General features: G+C 71.4%; 14 protein-coding genes. 1 reads left to right on the top strand and 13 read right to left on the bottom strand.

Annotation, left to right across the window (positions count from 1 at the left end):
* Positions 1–7: 7 nt before the first annotated feature.
* From WMF29_RS08805 to WMF29_RS08780, 6 genes are all read right to left on the bottom strand, one after another.
* On the bottom strand, positions 8–2170 hold the full coding sequence (locus WMF29_RS08805) for an FtsX-like permease family protein (RefSeq protein WP_437328419.1): 2163 nt from the start codon (positions 2168–2170) through the stop codon (positions 8–10).
* Entirely contained in the window at positions 2167–3888 is a 1722-nt protein-coding gene (lysS, locus tag WMF29_RS08800; protein ID WP_437328418.1) for a lysine--tRNA ligase, read from the bottom strand. Before lysS ends, WMF29_RS08805 begins: the two co-directional genes overlap by 4 nt.
* A protein-coding gene (gene prfB / locus WMF29_RS08795; RefSeq protein ID WP_437328417.1) for a peptide chain release factor 2 occupies positions 3885–5028 on the bottom strand; the annotation gives its coding sequence in 2 pieces (ribosomal slippage) (positions 3885–4958 and positions 4960–5028; 1143 coding nt in all). Before prfB ends, lysS begins: the two co-directional genes overlap by 4 nt.
* A gap of 277 nt (positions 5029–5305) precedes the next feature.
* A complete protein-coding gene (locus WMF29_RS08790) occupies positions 5306–5779 on the bottom strand; it encodes a hypothetical protein (RefSeq protein ID WP_437328416.1) in 474 nt (157 codons plus the stop codon).
* Positions 5780–6055: 276 nt separating this feature from the next.
* On the bottom strand, positions 6056–6583 hold the full coding sequence (locus WMF29_RS08785; protein WP_437328415.1) for a hypothetical protein: 528 nt from the start codon (positions 6581–6583) through the stop codon (positions 6056–6058).
* 77 nt (positions 6584–6660) lie between these two features.
* Positions 6661–8394 carry a DUF885 domain-containing protein gene (locus WMF29_RS08780; protein WP_437328414.1) on the bottom strand — a complete coding sequence of 578 codons (1734 nt, stop codon included), beginning with the start codon at positions 8392–8394 and terminating at the stop codon, positions 6661–6663.
* A gap of 115 nt (positions 8395–8509) precedes the next feature.
* Here WMF29_RS08780 and WMF29_RS08775 point away from each other — a divergent pair, with 115 nt between their 5' ends.
* Positions 8510–9664 carry a S1C family serine protease gene (locus WMF29_RS08775; RefSeq protein WP_437328413.1) on the top strand — a complete coding sequence of 385 codons (1155 nt, stop codon included), beginning with the start codon at positions 8510–8512 and terminating at the stop codon, positions 9662–9664.
* Between the two features lie 73 nt (positions 9665–9737).
* On the opposite strand, the gene WMF29_RS08770 is transcribed toward WMF29_RS08775, so the two are convergent.
* The 7 genes from WMF29_RS08770 to WMF29_RS08740 form a co-directional block, all read right to left on the bottom strand.
* Positions 9738–12965 carry an efflux RND transporter permease subunit gene (locus tag WMF29_RS08770; RefSeq protein ID WP_437328412.1) on the bottom strand — a complete coding sequence of 1076 codons (3228 nt, stop codon included), beginning with the start codon at positions 12963–12965 and terminating at the stop codon, positions 9738–9740.
* A gap of 43 nt (positions 12966–13008) precedes the next feature.
* The gene (locus WMF29_RS08765; RefSeq protein ID WP_437328411.1) at positions 13009–14190 is read right to left on the bottom strand and encodes an efflux RND transporter periplasmic adaptor subunit; all 1182 of its coding nucleotides are present in this window, start codon (positions 14188–14190) and stop codon (positions 13009–13011) included.
* A 557-nt stretch (positions 14191–14747) separates the two neighbouring features.
* Positions 14748–16349, bottom strand: coding sequence for a glycoside hydrolase family 57 protein (locus WMF29_RS08760; RefSeq protein WP_437328410.1), 1602 nt, complete (start codon positions 16347–16349; stop codon positions 14748–14750).
* 263 nt (positions 16350–16612) lie between these two features.
* Positions 16613–17518, bottom strand: coding sequence for a hydroxymethylbilane synthase (hemC, locus tag WMF29_RS08755; RefSeq protein ID WP_437328409.1), 906 nt, complete (start codon positions 17516–17518; stop codon positions 16613–16615).
* Positions 17515–19110 (bottom strand): glutamyl-tRNA reductase, encoded by a 1596-nt coding sequence (gene hemA, locus WMF29_RS08750; RefSeq protein ID WP_437328408.1) that lies wholly within the window; start codon positions 19108–19110, stop codon positions 17515–17517. Before hemA ends, hemC begins: the two co-directional genes overlap by 4 nt.
* 5 nt (positions 19111–19115) lie before the next feature.
* Positions 19116–20027 carry a cytochrome C assembly family protein gene (locus tag WMF29_RS08745; RefSeq protein ID WP_437328407.1) on the bottom strand — a complete coding sequence of 304 codons (912 nt, stop codon included), beginning with the start codon at positions 20025–20027 and terminating at the stop codon, positions 19116–19118.
* Between the two features lie 154 nt (positions 20028–20181).
* Complete coding sequence (locus WMF29_RS08740; protein ID WP_272101311.1) at positions 20182–20583, bottom strand: hypothetical protein; 402 nt, start codon at positions 20581–20583, stop codon at positions 20182–20184.
* Positions 20584–20718: the final 135 nt, after the last annotated feature.

Here is a 20718-nt window from a genome sequence, read left to right as displayed (position 1 = left end):
GGAGTGATTACTCGTAGCGGAGCCCGTCGACCGGAGAGAGCCTCGAGGCAGCGCGGGCCGGGTAGATGGTGGCGATGGTGCAGATGAGCATCGACGCGACCGCGACCATCGCGTAGTCGGAGAGGTTCACGTTCACGGGCAACCGGTCGATGTAATAGACGTCCGGATCGAGCCGGACACCGAACCAGTACAGGCCCGTGCAGACCGCGAGCGCGGTGCCGACACCGTAGATCGTGCCGATGGCGCCGATGATCACGCCCTCGAGCATGAACACGCGCATCACCGCGTTGTCCGAGGCGCCCAGCGCCTTCAGGACGGCGATCTCCTTGCCCTTCTCGGTCACCATGAGGAGCAGCGTGCAGACGATGCAGAAGCTGGCGACCGCGATGGCGATGGACAGGATGATGAACGTCGCGATCTTCTCCAGCTTGAGCGCGCTGAAGAGGTTCTTGTTCATCTCCATCCAGTCGCGGACGCGGAGCTGCGGCGGCGGCTTGCCTCCCTCCGGCGCCTCGTCGAGCGCGGCGCTCGCGGCGACGGCCGCCTCCACGGCCGGGCGGACCTCCTGCACCCGCTCGGGATCCGGGACCCGGATGTCGATGTGGGTGATCTTATCGTCGAGGCTGAAGAACTTCTGCGCCTCTTCCATCAAGACGTACGCGTGCGTGACGTCGTACTCGTACATGCCGCTATAGAAGATCGCCGCGACACGGAACTTGCGGGAGCGCGGCATCACGCCGGTGGGGCCGAGCTCGCCCATCGGCGACAGGAGGGTCACCTCGTCCCCGACGAGCACGTGGAGCGATTTCGCGAGCTCGCGGCCGATGATGACGCCCGGGTAGATGCGCGTCTGCTGCTTCAGGTAGTCGCGCACCGACGGGTCGACGTCCGTCGGCTGGCGGAAGTCCGGCCCCTTGAAGTACGGCTCCCCGCCCGGACCTCGGCCGATGATCTCCTCGGGAGGCAGGCTCGTCAGCTTCTCGGGATCGCGCAGGTAGTCGAAGCTGCCGACCTCGATGTTCTTGGGGAGGTCGATGACCTGCCCGATGGTGTCCGGATCGATGCCGCGGACGAGGGCGCCCGCGGTGTTCGAGGCGCTGGAGCCCATCGCCTCGCCGGCGGCGACCGGGGTCGCGGCGCCTCCGTATGGCGCGAGCGCGACGCGCACCTGGGTGAGCTTGTCGTCCCAGTTGCCGAAGCCGCCGGGGCGGGAGGCGTCGACGACCATGTGCGCGTTGTTGCCGAGGATCTTGCGCTTCAGGTCGGCGCCGAAGCCGCCCATGATGCTCGTCACCGAGCACAGGGCGCACGAGCTGACGGCGACGCCGGCCATCGACAGGACCGAGATGACCGTGAGAAAGCCGCTCTTCGAGGCGCGCACGTGGCGCGCGGCCACGTGGGGCACGAAGCTCCGGCGCTCGAGCGCGTCGAGGGCGATCGGCAGGAGCGCCGACAGCACGAAGAACAGGAAGGCGACGCTCGAGACGAGCGCGGTGAAGCGGATGATCTGATCCGTGGCGTTGAACGACGCGCCCTTCCCGACGGGCATCCTGGCCGTGAGCGTCGCGGTGGCACCGAACGCCACGCCCACGAGCGCGCCCCACCACCAGCCGAGCGCGCGATAGAGCCCCTTGCGGACAGGGCGGCTCCCGGCGACCAGATAGCCCGTGCCCGCGCCGAACAGGACGCCTCCAAGGATCCACCGGAAGGTCGGCTGGATGGGCAGGACCGCGACCCAGAGGACGACGATCGCGAGCGCGGCGAGCAGGGACATCGCGCCGAGCACCCGGAGCCCCGCGCGGGCCCTGGAGCCCCACCTGCCGGAGAGCCACCGGGCCTTGTCCGCGGTCGTCCTGGCCCGGAACAGCCGAAGACCCCCGCCCACGATCAGCGCGGCGACGAGCTGGGCGATCAGCTCGGTATTGCTGGAGAAGAAGGTGCCGACGAGCGCGAGGCCCTTCGCGCGCCCGCTGGACGCGATGAGCGTGAGCGCGAGCAGGCTGGCGCCCGTGAGCGCGACCACGACCCCGCCGCGCACGACGCCGGGGCGCCGCGGCTCCAGTTCGCCCTTCTTGTCGAAGCGGGTGTAGCCCCGCCAGGCGAGCAGGACGATGCCCAGAGCGACGGCGGCGAGGAGCGCGGCCTGCAACGACCTGGAGAGCTCGATCACGCGTCGGTCTCGGGACGGAGGAGCGGGAACAGGATGACGTCGCGGATGGAGGTCGCGCCGGTGAGGAGCATCGTCAGGCGATCGACCCCCATGCCGAAGCCCGCCGTCGGCGGGAGGCCGTGCTCCAGGGCGCGGACGTAGTCGGCGTCGTAATCCATCGTCTCCTCCTCGCCCCGCGACTTCTTCTCGACCTGCGCGCGGAAGCGCGCGTCCTGGTCCTCGGGGTCGTTGAGCTCGCTGAAGGCGTTGCAGAGCTCGCGGCCGTCGATGAAGAGCTCGAAGCGGTCGACCAGCGAAGGATCGCTGTCCTTCTTGCGCGCGAGCGGCGAGACCTCGAAGGGATAGTCGATGATGAAGACAGGGACGCTCTTGTCGCCGGCCTCCGTGCGGTAGTCCCTCGTGAGGAACGGCTCGACCACGTACTCGTACGCGCAGAAGACGAGCTCACCGGGCGACTCGCACTTCTTCGCGCCCGCGCGGAAGTTCGTCCAGTCGATCTCGCGCCCGCTCGCCTTCGCCGCCTTCGCCCACTCCTTGATCGGAGCGTCGTCCGCGGCGACGCGCTGCGGGACGTCGGCCGGCAGGCCCGACTTCGCCAGGGCGCGGGCGATCCCCTCGGCCATGGGAACGCGCTCGAAGCGCTCGAGCGAGTACGTGCGCTGCGCGGCCCAGGCCGCGTGCTCGGCCGGGAGCCGCTCGGCGAGGCGGGCGTCGACGTGGCGGAGCATCGCCTCGGTCGCGTCCATCAGCGTCTCGTACGTCGCGTACGCCTGGTAGTACTCGAGCATCGTGAACTCGGGGTTGTGCCGCGTCGACAGCCCCTCGTTCCGGTAGCAGCGGGCGATCTCGTAGACGCGCTCGAAGCCGCCGACGACGAGCCGCTTCAGGAAGAGCTCCGGCGCGATGCGCATGAAGAGCCCGAGGTCGAGCGCGTTGTGGTGGGTCTTGAACGGCTTCGCGGCCGCGCCGCCGACGAGCGTGTGCATCGTCGGGGTCTCGACCTCGAGGAAGCCGCGCGCGTCGAGGAACCCGCGCAGCGCGGCGACGATCGCGGTGCGGGCGCGGAAGACCCCCGCGACGTGCGGGTTGGCCACGAGATCGACGTACCGCATGCGGTAGCGCGACTCGACGTCCTTGAAGCTCGTCTTGGTCGGCAGCGGGCGGTAGGCCTTCGTGAGCAGCCGGAGGCGCTCGGCGCGGATCGAGAGCTCGCCCTTCTGCGTCGCCATCGCGACGCCGCGGGCCTCGACGAAATCGCCGAGGTCGATGTCCTCCAGCCGCTCGAAATCGGCGAGGCTCCCCTGCTCGCAGTAGAGCTGGAGCTCGCCGGTGCGGTCGCGCAGCCGGACGAAGGTGACGCCGCCGAACGAGCGCACGAAGAGGACCCGGCCCGCGACGCGGAACGGGACCGGCTCGACGCGCGCAGGATCGTAGCGATCCGCCGCGGAAGAGGCGGATCGCTCGGGCGCCGCGCCCTCGGGCCTGGGCTCGGCCGCGGCCCGCGCCCCGTCGAAGCGGGCGCGGACGGCCGCGAGCTCGACGAGCGGCTCGCCCTCCGTGACGTCGTTGGCGAACGGGTTGTCGCCGCGGGCGCGGAGGCGCGCCGCCTTCGCCTTGCGGGTGGCGATCAGCGTCTCCTCGGCGCGCGCGGCCTCGGCGGCCTCCTTCACGAGCCGCTCGGTCTTCTTGTCGTTCGGTCTGTCTTTTTGCTGGCTCACGGAGCGTCGTCCTCCGCGACGGAGCCGCCCTTCCTGAGCGAACCGCCGGCCGCGGCGAGCAAGTAGGCCTCGATGAAGCCCTCGAGATCGCCGTCGAGGACGGCGTCCACGTCGGTGGCCTCGGTGGAGGTGCGCACGTCCTTGACGAGCCGGTAGGGCGCGAGGACGTAGTTCCTGATCTGGCTGCCGAAGTTGATGGCGCTCTTCGCGGCGTTGTAGGCCTGGACCTCGGCGTCCCGCTTCTGGAGCTCCATCTCGTACAGCTTCGCCTTGAGGACCTTCATCGCCATCGCGCGGTTCTGGTGCTGGCTGCGCTCGGCGCGGCACACGATGTTGAGGCCGGTCGGGAGGTGCCGCAGGCGAACGGCGGTCTCGACCTTGTTCACGTTCTGCCCGCCCTTGCCGCCGGCGCGCATCGTCGTGATCTCGATGTCCTTCTCGTTGACCTGGATGTTGATCTCGTCGTCGCTGTCCGGGGTGACCTCGACGGCGGCGAACGCGGTCTGGCGCGTGTGATCGGCGTTGAACGGGCTCATCCGGACCAGGCGGTGGACCCCGCCCTCGGATCGCAGGTAGCCGTAGGCGGCGTCGCCGCTCACCGTGAAGGTGACGGCGTCGATGCCGGCCTCGTCGCCGTCCTGGTAGTCGATGATCTCCGTCTTGTACCCGCGGCGCTCGCAGAAGCGCAGGTACATGCGGAGGAGCATGGACGCCCAGTCCTTCGCGTCGGTGCCGCCGGCGCCCGGGTGGATGCTGACGATGGCGTTGCCGCGGTCGGCGGGGCCGGACAGCATGCGATCGAGCTCGACCTTGCGCAGGCGCCCGGCGATGGCGTCGGCCTGCGCGTCGGCGTCGGCGATGACGCCCTCGTCGTTCTCGGCAGCGCCGAGCTCGAGGTACTCCGCGAGATCCTCGATCTCGCGGCCGAGCCGCTGCGCCACCTCGAGCTTCGACTCGACCTGGGCGCGCTTGCGGAGGACGGCTTGGGCTTTTTCCTGATCGTTCCAGAACCCCGACGACAGCGTCGTCTGGGTCAGGTCCTGGAGCATCCGTTCGAGCTTGGGGACGTCAAAGATGCCCCCTTAGCGCCTCAAAGCGCCTTTTGATGTCCAGGACTTTCTCGCGGGTCTCGGAGAGCATGGCGGGGGATCTATTCGATCTGGGCGGCGATCGCCAGGAGAGACGCCAGGCGAGAGCGCCGCGCGCGGGCGGACCGAGGCGGGTCCACGTCGGGTCCACACCGGGTCCACATCGGGCGCGCCGGCGAGGCGCTCTTCAACGCGGCGCGCGGGCGGAGAGCGTGCGGCGGATGACCCGGCGCCGCGGATTCCTCGCCCTCTCCGGGCCGCGTCACGACCGCCGGAAGCCTCGGGGCTTGCGCGAGCTCCGCTCTTCCCGGCCAGCGCGACAAGACGCATCAAGCAGGAGTCGGCGCGGGGACGGATTCCCGGACGGCGCGGCGGACCTTGGACCAGAGCCGCTGAGCTCTCCGCGCTCGCCTGGGGGTCCGCAGGGCAGCCCGGATGGCCCCGAGGGAGACCGCGGGAGGCGGCGCCTCGCTGCTCAGCGCGGCGTCGAGGTAGCGGGCCAGGAACTCCGTCAAGGCGACGGCGGTGACCGCATTGGAGAAGAGACCGGCGACCGGGACGAGGCCGAGCGTGAAGTTGGCGAAGAGCCGCACGGCCGCTCCACCCCAGATGATCTTGCTCACCTGCAGCCACGGAGCCCTGCGGAGCGGCACGCCCCGGCGCCGGGTCAGCGACACGGAGAAGGAGTAATGAATGGGAACCACGATCAACTCATCTGCGCCGGGAATGGGCTGAGTGACGAAGCTGATCACTGCAGTGATGGCAGAATACTTGTTGGTCAGCCGGCGGATCGTCGGTTCCATGGGTCGTATATACGGCCTGGAGCCGGCCGCCGGGAGGCCGAGACAAGCAGGTTGACGAGGGCGCCGCGCGCGCAGCCGAGGGCGGATCACGCTCGGCCTGGACGAAGCATGGGAGTCTCCGCGTTCGTCGGTGTCCTGCGGGCCCTGGAGATCGTTGCGGGATAGAGAGAGGGAGATCTCCAAAGCACGTTGGTGCGGCCCGCAGATTGGAGCCCGGGCATGGGAAAGACCATTTCCCACGGGCCGTGGCGTCGCAGCCCTCGCGGGGCGCCGGCGCTATGGATCGAGCCCTTCCCTGCACGCGACCCGGAGCTCACCGAGCGCGGCGACGAGCGACTCCCGCTCGCTCTGCCATGCCGGCGACGGGTCCTCGGCGTCACGCCGGCGGAGGTGCTCGCGGGCCTCGTCCCAGAGCGGACGCGGCGGCACGAGCGGCGGCACCCGCGCGCGCACGGCGTCCGTCAGGCGCAGCACGCGCTCGACGCGGGACAGCGCCTCGCCGAGCGGCACCTCGCCCGCCTTGCAGCGCCGGAGCAGGCCGCACTCGTAGCTGCTGCACACGGAGAAGCGCATCTCGTAGACGGTGCACTTCCGATCGAGATGGCAGGGGCACGGCAGGCTGAAGGCGTCGTGGTACCGATTGCAAGCGAGCGGCAGGCGCAGCTTCTCGGCCCGCGGGAGCTCGTGCTCCTCGAGCGGCGCGACGTCGAAGAGCAGCCCCGTGCAGCAGAGGCCGCACGCGGTGCAGAGGTCCGAGCCGTCCGGCCGCGCCTCGGGGGCCTCGTTCGCTGGGGGAGAGCTCACCCGCGTCGATTGGCACGCGCGTGGCCGCGCGTCGAGGCGCGAAGCGGTCGGGCGAAGCGCGCGTGTCGGACGAGCGCTCAGGGCGCGGCGTCGTCGAGCACGATCTCGCGCAGGTGGTCGAGCCCGACCGACCCGGAGCCGATCACCCTGGCGTGAAACGCCTTCAGATCGAACGCCTCGCCCTGGCGGCGCTTCAGCGCGTCGCGCAGCTCGAGGACGACCCGCTCGCCGACCTTGTAGGAGATCGCCTGCCCCGGCCAGCCCAGGTAGCGCGTCGCCTCGCTGTGCGCGTGATCCAGCGGGAGGAAGGCCCGGCGGTGGAGGTACTCGACGGCGATCTCGTAGCGCCAGGGCTCCCCGGCGTGGAGCGGCGCGTCCCGGGGGATCGGCAGCTCCAGGTGCATGCCGATGTCGAGGACGACGCGGTAGGCGCGCGTCAGCTTGCCCGAGAGCATTCCGAGCACGTAATCGGGGCGCTCGAAATAGCCGAGCTCGTACATGAGCTGCTCGGCGTAGAGGGCCCACCCCTCGGCGTGGCCGGAGTTCGTCACCAGGAAGCGGTGGAGTCGGCTCAGCCGGTCATCGAGGTGCACCTGGAGCGCGCACTGCAGGTGATGGCCGGGAAAGCCCTCGTGGTACGCCGTGGTGATCTCCTCGTAGAGCGGGAACGCCTGCTTCGTGCCGGGCGCGTACCAGACGGTGCCGGGCCGCTTGAAGCCGTCGCTCGGGGGCACGTAGTAGGCGCCGAGCGCGCCGCCCGGCGGAGCGAGCTTCACCTCGATGTGGCGGATGGGCGCCGGGATGTCGAAATGGACGCCGTCGAGCTCGGCGAGCGCCTTTCGCTGGCGCTCGGACATGATGCGGAGGAACTCGTCGGCGCTCGGCGCGCACCGGGCGGGGTCGGTCATGAGCAGATCGATCACCTCGGGCAGCGACGCGCCGGGGAGGATCTCGCCGGCGAGGCGCGCCATCTGGGCCTCGATGGCGTGCACCTCGGACCACCCCCAGGCATAGGTCTCGATCGGGTCGATGCTCGCGCCGAGGAAGCGGCGCGAGAGGCGCAGGTAGCGCTCCTCTCCCACGGCGTCCGCGGCGCGCGCGCTCGGCAGGTACGTCTGCTCCAGGTAGCCGGCGAGCGCGCCGAACGCGGCGCGCGCCCGCTCGACGCCGTCGGCGACGCGCGCGCGGCCGGCGGCGATGCGCGCGCGACCTGCGTCCGCGCCGCAACCCGACGCCTCGTAGGCGGCCGGCAGGGTGAGGAAGAACGACGCGTCGCCCGCCTGGTAACGCGCCTGCTCGATCACGGCGCACACCTGGCGACGCGCGACGACCTGGCCCGTCCGGCGCCCCTCCTCGAGCGACGCGCGGTAGCTGTCGCACGCGCGCGGCAGGCCCTCCAGGCGCGACGCGATGGCCTCCCAGCCGGCGGCGCTGCGGACATCCATCAGGTCGAAGACCATCCGGAGGTGCTGGAACGCCGACTCGATGTTGTTGAGATCGCGCAGGTGCTCGCCGTGACGGAAATCGTCGAGCCGCTCGTCCAGGTGATCCGCCATGACACGGCGTGCGAGGCGACACCACCGCGCCTCCGCCCCGGGGCGCGGCGGCGGCAGCGAGCGGAGCCGCTCCTGGAAGGACGCGACCGTGGAGGCCCACGACGCGGCGCCGCTCGGGCTCCAGTCGTTCCAGGCGCCTTCGTCGCAGGGGATGCCCGCGAGGGTGGCATGGGCAGGACAGCGGGCAGCGAAGGCTTCGACGAACTCGTCGCTGAGGGCGAAGATCGGATCGCGCGCGTCGTGGTCTTGGCTCACCGCGACAGCATATGCGGCCACGACCGGATTTTCTCCGGGCGCGCGAGACGATCCGTCGGGTCTTCGTTACGCTTGCTGGAGGGAGGTCGCTCACGCGGCGGCCTCGGGGAGCGACATGAACCACCGCGGCCTGCCAGGCGAGCTCCATGACGACGACCAGCGCTCCTGCGCGGCTCCTCCATCGCGCCTCCAGCCCCCGCGGCGGCCCGTCTGGCCGCGCGCCTCGGCGCTCCTCGCCGCGGCGGCGCTCGCGGCGCTCGGCTGCGCCGCGACCTCGGCCGACCAGCCGGCGCTCTCGGCTTCACAGCCCGCCGCGATGACGCCAGCGCAGATCGCCGCGCGCGCCATGCCGGCGGTCGTCACGATCCGCGGCGACGGCTCGCTCGGGGCGGGCTTCCTCGTCCGCGAGGACGGCTGGATCGCGACGAATTTCCACGTCGTCGCCGGGATGCCGGACCTCAAGGTGGTCCTCGCGGATCAGAGCGAGCACCCGGTGCTCGAGGTGCTCGCGTTCGACGAGGCCCGGGATCTCGCGATCGTCCGGATCCACGCGCCGCGGAGGCTCCCGCTGCTCTCCCTCGGCAACAGCGGCGCGGTCCGCCCCGGCGATCCGGTCGTCGCGATCGGCCATCCGCTCGGCCTCGCGGACACCGTGTCGAACGGCCTCGTGAGCGCGGTGCGCGTCGTGGATCCGGAGCTGACGCTGCTGCAGATCTCCGCGCCGATCGCGCCGGGCTCCTCGGGCGGCCCGCTGTTCAACGATCACGGCGAGGTGATCGGCGTCGCCGCGGCGGTCTCGACGCAGGGGCAGAACCTCAACTTCGGCGTGCCCGCCGACTACCTCAAGCTGCTGCTCGTGCGCCCCGATCCCGTCCCGCTCTCGACGTTCGCGGCCGAGACGGCCGACGAGGAGCGAGGGCTGCCGGCGGTCAAGCGATCGGTGCCTCACCACGCGCTCGCGATCCTCCGCGGCTGCACCGAGGGGGATCTGCTCGTGCTGGCGCGGACGATGGACGGCGCGATCCAGGTCGGTTCGCCCCTCTACAACCAGGGGGATTTCGCGTCTTGCTATCACGTCTACGCGGGCGCCTCGCTCGACATGGAGCGCCGGCTCGGCCCCGCGTGCAGGGGCCCCAGGAACGCGCTCGTCGAGGGCCGGCGCAAGGCGGCCGGGCTCGACGACGAGGCCGCCCAGGCCTGGGCGATGCGCGACGCGTTCGACGGGCTGCTCGAGGTGATCCTGCGAAAGGTCCACGGCGAGGCGCAGTGAGCGGCGCCTCGCCGCGGTAGCGAAGGGGGCCGGGCGCGACGCGCCGCGGCCCCGGAGGGCGGCCGGGGTACCGCTAGTCGAGCTGCGCCGGCGCCGGCCGGCCCGCATCGTGCCCGACGGCGGCGCGCACCGCGGCGCCGCGATGGCCGGCCGCGACGACGCCATCCCCCACCGGAGCGGCGCCGTCCTCCCCCGTCCCGCGCGGCGCTCCCTGGTCGTCGCTGCCCCGCATGAAGGGCAGGATCCGCATGAGCCACGACGAGACGTCGTCGAACAGCGAGTAGGCGACCGGGGTCGCGAGCAGCGTCAGGAGGAGCGCCAGCGTCTGCCCGCCGATGATCACGAAGCCGGTCGCGCGGTTCGTGCCCGAGCCCGCGCCGCTCGAGACGACGAGCGGGATCATGCCGGCGACGAACGCGAGCGTGGTCATCAGGATCGGCCGGAGCCTGTCGCGGTTCGCCTCCAGGATGGCCTGCGCCCGCGGCAGGCCGTGCTCGCGCAGCTTGATCGTGTGATCGATCTGGAGGATCGAGTTCTTCTTCACGACGCCGAACAGCACGACGATGCCGAGCAGCGAGAAGATGTTGAGCGACTGCCGGAAGATGATGACCGCGATGAACGCGAACGGCACCGTCAGCGGCAGCGACAGGAGGATCGTGATCGGGTGCAGCCACGACTCGAACTGCGCCGCGAGCACGAGGTACATGAAGACCAGCGACAGGAGGAGGGCGACGAGGAAGCTCTTCATCATCTTGACGAGCTCCTTCGACGCGCCGACGGGGCCAGCGGAGTAGCCGGACGCGAGGTTCATCTGCGACACGGCCTTGTCGAGCTCCTGGATGACCGTCTGCTGCGAGTACCCCGCCTCGAGGTTGGCGGTCAGCATGACCTGCCGCTGACGGTTGTACCGCTCGATGCGCGACGGGCCCGTCCCCTCGGAGAACGACACCACGTTGTCGAGCGTCACGGCGCCGAGCTTGGTCGACGGCACCGTGATCTTCGCGAGGCCCTCCTTGTCGGAGCGGAAGCTCGGCAGCGCGCGCGCGCGCACCTCGTACTGCTCCCCGCCTTCGTTGTAGGTCGACACCTTGTACCCGCCGACCAGGAGCCGCAGCGTGCTGGCCACGTCGCCGACCTGAACGCCGAGATCGGCGGCCTTCTTGCGGTCGATGACCACGCGGATCTCCGGCTTGCCCACGAGCAGCGAGGTGTCCGGATCGACGACGCCCGGGATCGCCTTGAGCTTCTGCAGCAGCGCGTCGGAGTAGTGGCCGATCTTCTGGAGGTCGGGGCCCTGGACCTGGTAGGCGATCTGGGTGCTCTGACCGCCGGAGAAGGCGGGCACGACGCCGATGTTCGCCCGCAGCTTCTCCGCGTCGAACTGCGGCTTGAGCTCTCGCCGGGCGCGATCGATGAGATCCTGCTGCGACAGCGCGCGCTGATCCGCCGGCTTGAGCTTCACGTAGATGGTGGCGAGGTTCGGCGTCTTCTGCGGGTCGTCGCCGATCGTCGTCAGCGTGTAGAGCACGCCGGGGAGCTTCTCGATGTCCGACGCGATCCGCGTGGCGATGACGCGGGTCCCGTCGAGGCTCACGCCCTCGGGCGCGCGCATGCTGACCTGGAACTGCGACTCGTCCTCGACCGGGAGGAAGTTGAACTTCGCCATCTTCCCCAGCACCGGGATCGAGACGAGCGCCAGGAGCGAGGCGAGCACGATCACCCAGCGGTGCGCCATCGACCAGCGGAGGATCGCCATGTAGCCGCGCTCGATCGGCCCGTAGAAGCGCGACTCCTTGGAGCTGCCGGCGTCGTGCTTCGCCGGCTTCTTCAGCCATCGCGCCGACAGCATGGGCGTCAGCGTGAAGCTCACGATCAGCGAGACCAGGATCGAGAACGCCATGGTGAGGCCGAACGAGTTCAGGAAGCGGCCGACGATGCCGCTCATGAACGCGACCGGGAGGAACACGGCGACCAGCGAGAGCGTCGTCGCGAGCACCGCGGGCCCGATCTCCTTCGTGCCCTGGAGCGCCGCCTCCCACGGGCTCACGCCCTTCTCCTCGATCCAGCGGTAGCAGTTCTCGAGGACGACGATCGCGTCGTCGATCACGATGCCGACCGCCAGCGTCAGCGCGAGGAGCGTGATCCCGTTGAGCGTGAAGCCCGCCACCTTCATCAGGGCGAACGTGGAGATGATGCTCGTCGGGATGGCGATCGCCGAGATGAGCGTGCTCCGGGCGTTCGCGAGGAAGATCGCGACGATGATCGCGGCGAGCAGCGCGCCGAGCACGAGGTGCTCCTTGACGGCGTGGACCGAGTTCTTGATGAACTCCGACTGATCGCGGGCGACGGCGATGTGGTACCCCTCGGGGAGGCGCTTCTCCACCTCGCTGATCCGCGCCTTCAGCCCGTCGATGACCTCGACGGTGTTCGTCCCGCTCTGCTTGCGGATGCTGAGGAGCACGGCAGGGTCGAGGCCGCGGAAGCCCGCGGACTCCGGCTCCGCCATGCCGTCCTGGACCTCCGCGACGTCGCCGAGCCGGACGGAGTAGCCGTCGCGGTTCGCGAGCACGATGTCCGCCATCTGCTGGACCGACTGCACGCGGCCGCGCGTCCGCAGGGTGAGCGCCCTGCCCCCTTGCTCGATCCGGCCGGCCGGGATCTCGACGTTCTGGCTCGCCAGCGCCTGGGCCACCACGCCGCCGGTCAGGGAGTACTTCTCGAGCTTCTCCGGGTTGATCCAGATGTTGATCTGCCGGCTCCGGCCGCCGATGAGCAGCACCTGTCCGACCCCGGCGAGCGACTCCAGCTCGCGCCGGAGCGTCTTGTCGGCGAACTCCGTCACCGCGCGGACGTCCGCCTTCGGAGACGAGACGGCGAGCGTGAGGATCGGCGCGGCGTCCGGATCCAGCTTGCCGACCACCGGCGGATCGATCCCCTCCGGCAGATCCGCGAGGATGCCTTCGACCTTGTCGCGCACCTCCTGCGCGGCGACGTCGACGTCCTTCTCGAGCTGGAAGGAGATCATGACCTGGCTGAGCCCCTCGACCGACGCGGAGCGCAGCTCGTCGATGCCGCTGATCGTGTTGACCGCCGACTCGATCTTGTCGGAGATCTCCGTCTCCACCTCCTCGGGCGCGGCGCCGGGGAGGACGGTCGTCACGACGATGAACGGGAACTCCACCTTGGGGAACCGGTCCACGCCGAGGCCGAAGTAGGAGAACGCCCCGAGCACCGTCAGGAGCAGGACGATCACCGAGGCGAAAACCGGCCTACGGATGCAGATTGCCGCGAGCCATTGCATGGTCGCTACCTTTCTTCAGTAATGAGGCGCGCGTGCGCTCGGCTCACTGCGCCGCCGCGACCTCGATGCCGTCCGCCAGCTCGTTCACCTTGTCGATCGCGACTTCCTCCCCCTCGGAGAGCGGACCGACGACCTCGACGAGGCCGTCGATCTTGCGGCCGGGCTTGACGAGCCGCTCCGTCACGCGATCGCCCGACTTCACGAACACGCGCGCGCTCGTCCCGGAGGTGCCGACCGCCGACTCGGGGACGAGGATCGCCGTTCTTGACTCGCCGGTCAGCGTCAGCTCCCCCTGCGCGAAGAGGCCGGGGCGGAGCTTGCCCTCGCTGTTGTCGAACTCGGCCTCCACGGGCAGGGTGCGCGACGAGGCCTTCAGGCTCGCGCCGATCCGCTTGACGACGCCCGGGAACAGGCGACCGGGGAAGGAGGCGACCGAGACGCTGACCGGCTTGCCCACCTCGATGTTCGCGATGTCCGCCTCGGGCACGTCGATCCGCAGCCGCAGCGGGTTGTCGCGGACCACGACCGCCACGACGCGGCCCGGGCTCGCGTACTCGCCGACGCTGATCCGCTTCTCGGCGACGGCGCCGTCGAAGGGCGCCCGCACCGTCGTGTCGGAGACCGCCTTCGAGGCGAGCCCCGCCTGCGCCTGCGCGGACGTGAGCGACGCGACGGTCGCGCGGATGCCGTTGACAGCGGCCTCGTACTGCGCGGTCGCGTTCTGCGCCTGCGTGCGCGCCGCGTCCCAGGTCGACTGGGGGACGGCGCCCTGGTCGTAGAGCTGCTTCACGCGCTCGGCCTCGGACTTCGCGAGCTCCATGCTCTGCTTCGCGGCCCGGACCTCGGGGACCTGGTCGGGATCGATCCCCTTCGGCGATGCGCCGTCCTGCAGCGCGAGCTTGGCCCGCGCCTGCGCGACGGCCGCGGACGCGGCCTGCGACTGGAGGGCGACGTTGCGCGCGTCGAGCACGACGAGCGGATCGCCCTTCTTGACCCGGGAGCCCACGTCGATCGCGACGCTCACGACCAGGCCGCCGACCTGCGTCGCCGCCTCGCTCGTCTCGTCGGCGACCAGGGTGCCGCTGATGTCGAGCGTCTGCGCGAGCGGGCGCGCGGTCACCTTCCCGAAGTGCACCGCGGGCTTCTGGCGTGGCGCGGCGGTGTCGCGCGCCGGCGACGGCTGCGCGTCCGCCTCGGGGCGCTTACAGGCGGTCAACGTAGGCACCGCGAGCGCAGCGAGCAGCGCCGCGACGAGGGCGGCGCGGGAGTGATTCGATGCGGCGCTACGAGCGCCGAGAGCCCATCGAGCGATATGGCGCTCGGGTCCGCAAGGAGGATGTGTCATGGGGAGTCCGCCCGGTTCTTTGCCAGCGCCTGCCGGTGCGGTCCAGGAGCAAAGCTGGCGGGCAACACACTAGGGTGCTGACCGGCCGGTCATCAAGGGGGTGTTCCGGACAAGGTCTCCGTCCCTCTCGCACTTCATGCCGCCATGGCCGCGAAAAACGTGCTGGGGGATGTGCGCCGGGTCGCGCGGCCGGCGGCCGGCCATGAAACAGACGGGTGAATCGCGGGTCACCCTCCCGAAAAGAGGCGCCGAGGGCACCGCCGCGCAGCGCACACGCCCTCCCATCGAGTCGACCGCCGCGGCGCGGAGGGTCGGCGATCATGTGAAATACCGTCACAGAATATTTTAACGTAAGCAGATTCTATATTGGCGGAAAGAAATCTTCTGCTCGTGGAGCGCGGGAGAGCCGGAGGCGAGCGGCGCGGAGAAACGCCGGCTCAGCGCCACGGGTCAAAGACGCCTCGGAGCGCAGGGCCCGAGAGCTCGGCGAGGAAAGGGTCGAGCGCGCAAAGCGCATCGAGCCATGCCACGTCGGAGGGCGAGGCCGTGGGCTGCTGGGCCAGGCACGCGAGCCGGCGGGCGCGGGTCGCGTGGGTGTGGACGCGCGCCTCGGCATAGGGAGCCATCTCCCCGGCCGACATCATGAAGGCCCAGTCGCTCGATTGAAGGAGGAGGAGCTCGCGGATCGCCTGGTCCAGCGCGCGGCCGGGCAGTCCGCCCGCGTGGCGGCAACGCGAGAGCGCCCCCAGCACGGCGCGCTCGGCGTGGTGCACGTGGCGCCACAGGGACGCCGCGCTCGGGCCCGTCCAGAATGCGCCGAACCCGCCTTCGCCCCACGTCGAGGGAGCAGGCTCCACGACCTCGACGGGCGGATGGCGCTCCAGGTACGCGCCGAGCGCGATCGGGACGGCGCGATCCGAGGCCGCGAGGCGGCGCAGGGCGTGCTCGAGGAACTCGGGCCCTTCGAGCCACCAGTGGCCGAAGAGCTCGGCGTCGTACGGGGCCACCAAGATGGGCGGCGGGGCGTTCACGCCGCGGATCGACGCGAGCGCGGCCTCGCGGCGGGCCACGAAGTCCGCGGCGTGCGCGCGCGCCTGCGCGGAGGCGCGGACCGGGTCGTACGGGGCCTTGTCGAGGCCGGGCCCGGTCACGCGATGGAGCTTGAGGCCGGTCATGAGCCGGGCGCCGTCGGGACCGACCTCGCCTGCGAGCTCGCGCTCGGGCAGGTCGAGCCCGACGTCGCGGTAGAACTCGCGGTAGACGGGGTGGCCCGGATAGCCGGCGTCGCGCGACCAGACCTCGCGCGCGCTGTCGCGATCGCGCCCGAAGCACGCGAGGCCGGCGGGCGAGAGCACCGGGACGGAGGCGCCGGCGGACGCAGGCGGCGCGGCGAGCGTGAGCGCGTGGGCGTCGAGCACGGTGAAGCGGACGCCCGCCGCGGCGAGATCGGCGTCGAGGCGGGGGGCGTAAGCGCACTCGGGCAGCCAGAGGCCGCGAGGCTCGGGCGCGCCGGTGAAGGCCGCGAAGGCGCGGCGGCCGAGCCGGAGCTGCGCCCGGATCGACGCCGGCGTGGCGAGCAGCCCGGGCAGGTACGCGTGCGTCGCGGCCGTGGTGAGGAGCTCGATGCGGCCCGCCCCGGCGTGGCGCACCAGGGCGCCCGGGACATCGCCGCCCAGCGCCTCCCAGGAGCTCGCCGCGCCCGCGAGCCGCGCGCGGTAGAACGCGGCGGCCTCGGCGAAGCCGCTCCCGGCGAAGCGGGCCTCGACCCGGGCCGCAAGCGCGGTGAGCCGGCGGAGGTGGTCCTCGAACCGGCGAAGGAGCAGCTCGTCGCGCAGCATCGCGAGGAGCGACGGCGAGACGGAGAGGGTCAGCGGGGCGACGACGCGATCGGCGGCGAGGCGATCGAGGACCCCGAGCAGTGGGAGATAACACTCCCAGAGCGCCTCGAAGAGCCAGCGCTCCTCCAGAGAGCGGACGTGCTCCGGGTGACGCACGTACGGCAGGTGAGCGTGGAGGACGAGGGCGACGTAGCCCGGCATGGAGCGCTCGGGGGCGGGAAACCGCCGGCGGGCTGTGGTCTCGCACGGTCACGCCCGCGCGGGAAGCGTGCGGCGAAGGCGCTCCCGTCATGGGCGGCGCGCAAGGCGCGGGCCGACGGGCTCCGCCTCGAGGCGCCGGCGCGCCGAGCGCTGGCGATCACCTCGCCAGGTGACCGTTCATCCCGGCGTGGTACGGAGATCCCTTATCGATTCCATTCTAGAATTGTTCTGGACGCGGCAGCCATCCAATCGAGTTACGCGCCTCAACCCTTCTTGAGCTCCGCCCCGAGGTCCGCTCCGAGGCGCTCGGCTTCGTGCGTGTTTCCGGGCCAAGACAGGCGCCTTTCTGCCCTTCGCAACCGGGAGCCGTCGGGCTCGGCAAGGAGCGCCCGCAGCCACAGCGCGTCGCCGTCCCGCACCGCATAAGCGGCCACCGGCGTCCGGCAACTGCCCTCCACCGCGGCCATCACCGCTCGCTCGGCGGAGACGCAGGTCGTGGTCTCGGCGTGCGCGAGCGTCGACAGGACGTCGCGCACGCTGGCGTCCGCCGTGCGGCACTCGATGCCGAGCGCGCCCTGTCCGATCGCGGGCAACGACACCTCGGGCGACAGCACCTCCGTGGCGCGGCCTTCGAGGCCGAGCCGCTTCAGGCCGGCGAGCGCCAGCACCACCGCGTCGAACACGCCGTCGAACACCTTGCGGAGCCGGGTGTCGACGTTGCCACGGACCGGCTCGATCACGAGATCCGGGCGCGCCTCGCGCAGCGCGACCGCCCGGCGGAGGCTCGAGGTCCCGACCCGGGCGCCCGCCGGCAGCTCCGCGAGCAAGGCGCCGCTCCGGGTGACGAGCGCGTCGCGCGGGTCCTCCCGCGCGGGGATGCAGGCGAGGCACAGCGCCGGGGCGATCTCGGCGGGGACATCCTTGATCGAGTGGACCGCGAAGTCGGCGCGCCGGTCGAGGAGCGCCTCCTCGAGCTCCTTGATGAACAGCCCCTTGCCGCCGATGTCCTGGAGCGAGCGATCCTGCGTCCTGTCGCCAGAGGTCACCACCTCGAGCTCGCGCAGGGAGAGATCGGGCACCGCCGCTTCGAGGGAACGAGCGAAGGCGCGGGACTGGGCGAGGGCGAGCGCCGAGCGGCGCGTTGCGAGGGTGAGCTCCGTGGGCATCACGCTCCCTTTAGCCCAGCTGCGCTCACGGCCGCGGCTGGATTCGCGACGGCCATGACGCCCGCCTCGGCGGGCTGGGGGCGCCCGCTGGGCTGCCGCGCGTAGACGCCGTTGTCCTCTGCAGCCTGGGGGCGCGGATCGGCGTGCCGGGGCGAGGCGCCGCCCCGCGCGCCGGAGGCGGGAGGCGCTGCCCCGCGCGCGGACCGAGGCGTGGGAGGCCCATCCACCACGCCGCGCAGCTCCCCCTCGGCGAGCGCCGGGGCGACGGCATTTTCGGCCGGCGCGCCGTCGATGTCGAACAGCTCCCGGAGCGAGTCGACGTGCTCGGCGACGCGGGGATCGCTGGCCATCGCGCGGAGCCGGGTGGTGGGCACGTGGAGCAGCTTGTTCGTGGCGGCGTCGATCATCATCGCGAGGGCCTGGCGCTCGGCCGCGCCGAGGTGCCGGAGCTTGCCAGAGAGGCTGCGCTCGACCTCGGCCGCGAGGATGGATCGCGTGCGGGCCCGCAAGCCCACGATCGTGGGCGTCAGGGCGCGCTCGAGCGTCCACGCCTCGAAGGCCTGCGCCTCGTCCGCGACGATCGCCTCGGCCCGCGCCGCCTCGGCGGCGCGCCCCTCGACGGACTGCGCCACGATCTGCGAGAGGTCGTCGACGTCGTAGAGGTACACGCTGTCGAGCTTGTTGACGGCGGGGTCGATGTCACGCGGGACGGCGATGTCGATGAGAAACAGGCTCCTGCCCTTCCTGGCCTTGCGGGCCCGGCGGACGAGGTCGGGCGTGACCACGTAATTGGGGCTCGAGGTCGACGAGATCACGATGTCGGCGTCGATGACGGAGCGCTCGAGGTCGGCCCAGGGGCGAGGCTCGCCGCCGACCTCGCGGGCGAGCGCGGCGGCGCGGTCCGGGCTGCGGTTGACCACGATGAGGCGGGCGCCGGCGCGGACGAGGAGCTTCGAGGCAGCCTCGGCCATGTCGCCGGCGCCGATGAGCAGCGCCGTGTGACCGGCCAGATCGGCGAAGATCTGGCGGGCGAGATCGATGGCGACGCTGGAGACCGAGACCTGCCCGGCGCCGATCGCCGTCTCCGTGCGCACGCGCTTGCCGACCTTGATGGCGCGGTGGGCCGCGCGGCCGAGCCGGACGCCGAGGGTCTTCGCCCCGCGGGCCGCCTCGATGGCCTCCTTCATCTGTCCGAGGATCTGCGGCTCGCCGACGACCATCGAGTCGAGCGACGCGGCGACGCGGAAGAGGTGGAGGACAGCGTCGCTCCCGACGCGGCCCGCGAGGTGGCCGCGGACGGCGTCTCCGCCGAGGCCGACGAGCGTCGCGACGGCGGCGCGCAGCGCCTCGTTGTGGCGCGAGAGCTCCTCGTCCGAAGGCGGCGGAACGCTCCCGGGGCGGGACGGCGCGAGCGCTTGCTGGCGGGGAGAGGCGTAGATCTCGACGCGGTTGCAGGTGGAGAGGACGAGCGCCTCGCCGATGGCGGGGTGAGCCGTGAGGCGCGCGAGCACCTCGGGCAGCCGATCCCGGCCGATCGCGAGCCGCTCGCGGACCTCGATGGGCGCGGTCTTGTGGGAGAGCCCGACGAAGATCACCTGCGCTAGCCTCCGAGCCCCGCGGCGGGACGGACGAGATAGATGACGAGCACCGCCCCGGCGCAGGCGAGCCCCGCGATGGTGCCGTACGCCGCGCGACGGCCGCGCCAGCCAGCGGCGGCGCGCAAGAGCAGCACGAGCGCGATGAGGAGCCACGTGGCGTAGCCGAAGATGGCGCGCATCACCTCCTCGGTGTTGCCCATCTCGAGCCGGTGCGCCCAGTACGTCCCCGTGACGATGCCGAGCGTCAGCAAGGGGAAGCCGGCGCTCAGGAAGAGGTGGACCGCGCGGTCGAGCGTGTCGAGCGGCGGGAGGTTGCCCATGCGCTCCACGTGCCGCTTCTGCTTGAGCCGCTTCTCCTGGACGAGGTAGAGCGCGGCAGAGGCGCCGGCGAGCAGAAAGAGGGCGATCCCGAGAAGGTTGGCCATGATGTGGGCCGCGATGAACAGCGGGCTGAACTTCGGCTCGGGGTGCGGCTTGCCGAGGAAGAACGTGCCGAGCAGGAAGGCGAGCCCGAGCGGCCCGATGAGGAGCCCGAGCGCGTCGACGCGGAAGCGACGGCGGGCGACGAGGTAAACGCCGATCGCGAGGAGGGACGCGACCGAGAGCATGAAATGAACCGAGTGGACCGGGCAGACCCGCGCGACGAAGCTGGCGAGCGTGACGTAGGTCGCGTGCCCGAGGGCGCCCAGGCCGAGCAGCAGGGGCGCGTGCCGGGAGGTGGGGGCGGCAAGGGCAGCGCTCGGCCGAGCGCCTGGCTCGTGGACGCGGCCCCCGGCGCCGAAGAGGCCCGCGAGGTCGCCCGCGGAGGGGAGCCGCGCGCGGCTGCGGGCGACGTCGAGGAAGAAGAGCGCGCTGGCAGCGCTGTAGAACAGCAGGGCGAGCGCGAAGCTGATCCCGGAGATGACCTCGGGCATGGCCCCCGTTATAGCCTGCCTCACCGGGGATGGCCCGCCGGCCGCAGCGGCGGGAGCGTACTCTCGTAGGCCGAGGCCCGACAGCACGGGAGCGCCGGGAGAGGCGGGCGCGGAGCGCCGGCGAAGGCGCCGAAGCAACCGGGCGGGGCCGCCGCTACAGGTTGCTGGTGAGGAACGCGGCCAGGAGCTCTTCGTCGCTCGTCGGGCTGCTGCTGGTCGCGGTCCCCGCCGGCGCGGCCTTGCGGTGCTCGGCGAACGTGCCCACCGGGGCGCCGATGAACCCCGGGATCACGTCGTAGGCGTTGTCGCCGATGATCATGGACCCCTCGAGGATCTCCGCCCCGAGCTCCCGCAGGAACGCGCGCGTCTTGACCCTTCCGAGGACCTCGTGGATGTCCGCGGAGCCTGTCACCTCGCGGAGCACGCGGATCGCCTCGATGATCTTGTAGCGGCGGCCCTCGGTCTTGATCAGAAGCTCGTCGTTGTTCAGATCGACGCGGTCGCTCGCGATCCAGTCGTCGAGCGCGGCCTGCGGAAAGAACACGCGGTTCTTCATCTCCCGCAGTCTACTCAAAAATGAGCCGGAGCGGTTGGGCCGCGATGCCGGCGGCCAGGGGTGTGCCCGGGCCGACGCGCATCAGGCCGCAGGCGTCTCAGGCCGCAGGCGCTTCAGGCCGCAGGCGCCTCAGGC

The sequence above is a fragment of the Sorangium sp. So ce381 genome (assembly GCF_051473845.1).
Classification (GTDB): domain Bacteria; phylum Myxococcota_A; class Polyangia; order Polyangiales; family Polyangiaceae; genus Sorangium; species Sorangium atrum.
Note: the sequence above shows the minus strand (reverse complement) of the source record. Positions and strands in the feature narration are given on the sequence as shown.

What these genes read in the sequence shown, in the direction of transcription:
- WMF29_RS08775 (WP_437328413.1), top strand. Translation starts at nt 8,510, where the DNA reads ATGAACCACCGCGGCCTGCCAGGCGAGCTCCATGACGACGACCAGCGC.
- WMF29_RS08770 (WP_437328412.1), bottom strand. Translation starts at nt 12,965, where the DNA reads ATGCAATGGCTCGCGGCAATCTGCATCCGTAGGCCGGTTTTCGCCTCG.
- WMF29_RS08745 (WP_437328407.1), bottom strand. Translation starts at nt 20,027, where the DNA reads ATGCCCGAGGTCATCTCCGGGATCAGCTTCGCGCTCGCCCTGCTGTTC.
- WMF29_RS08790 (WP_437328416.1), bottom strand. Translation starts at nt 5,779, where the DNA reads ATGGAACCGACGATCCGCCGGCTGACCAACAAGTATTCTGCCATCACT.
- WMF29_RS08740 (WP_272101311.1), bottom strand. Translation starts at nt 20,583, where the DNA reads ATGAAGAACCGCGTGTTCTTTCCGCAGGCCGCGCTCGACGACTGGATC.
- WMF29_RS08760 (WP_437328410.1), bottom strand. Translation starts at nt 16,349, where the DNA reads ATGCCGGGCTACGTCGCCCTCGTCCTCCACGCTCACCTGCCGTACGTG.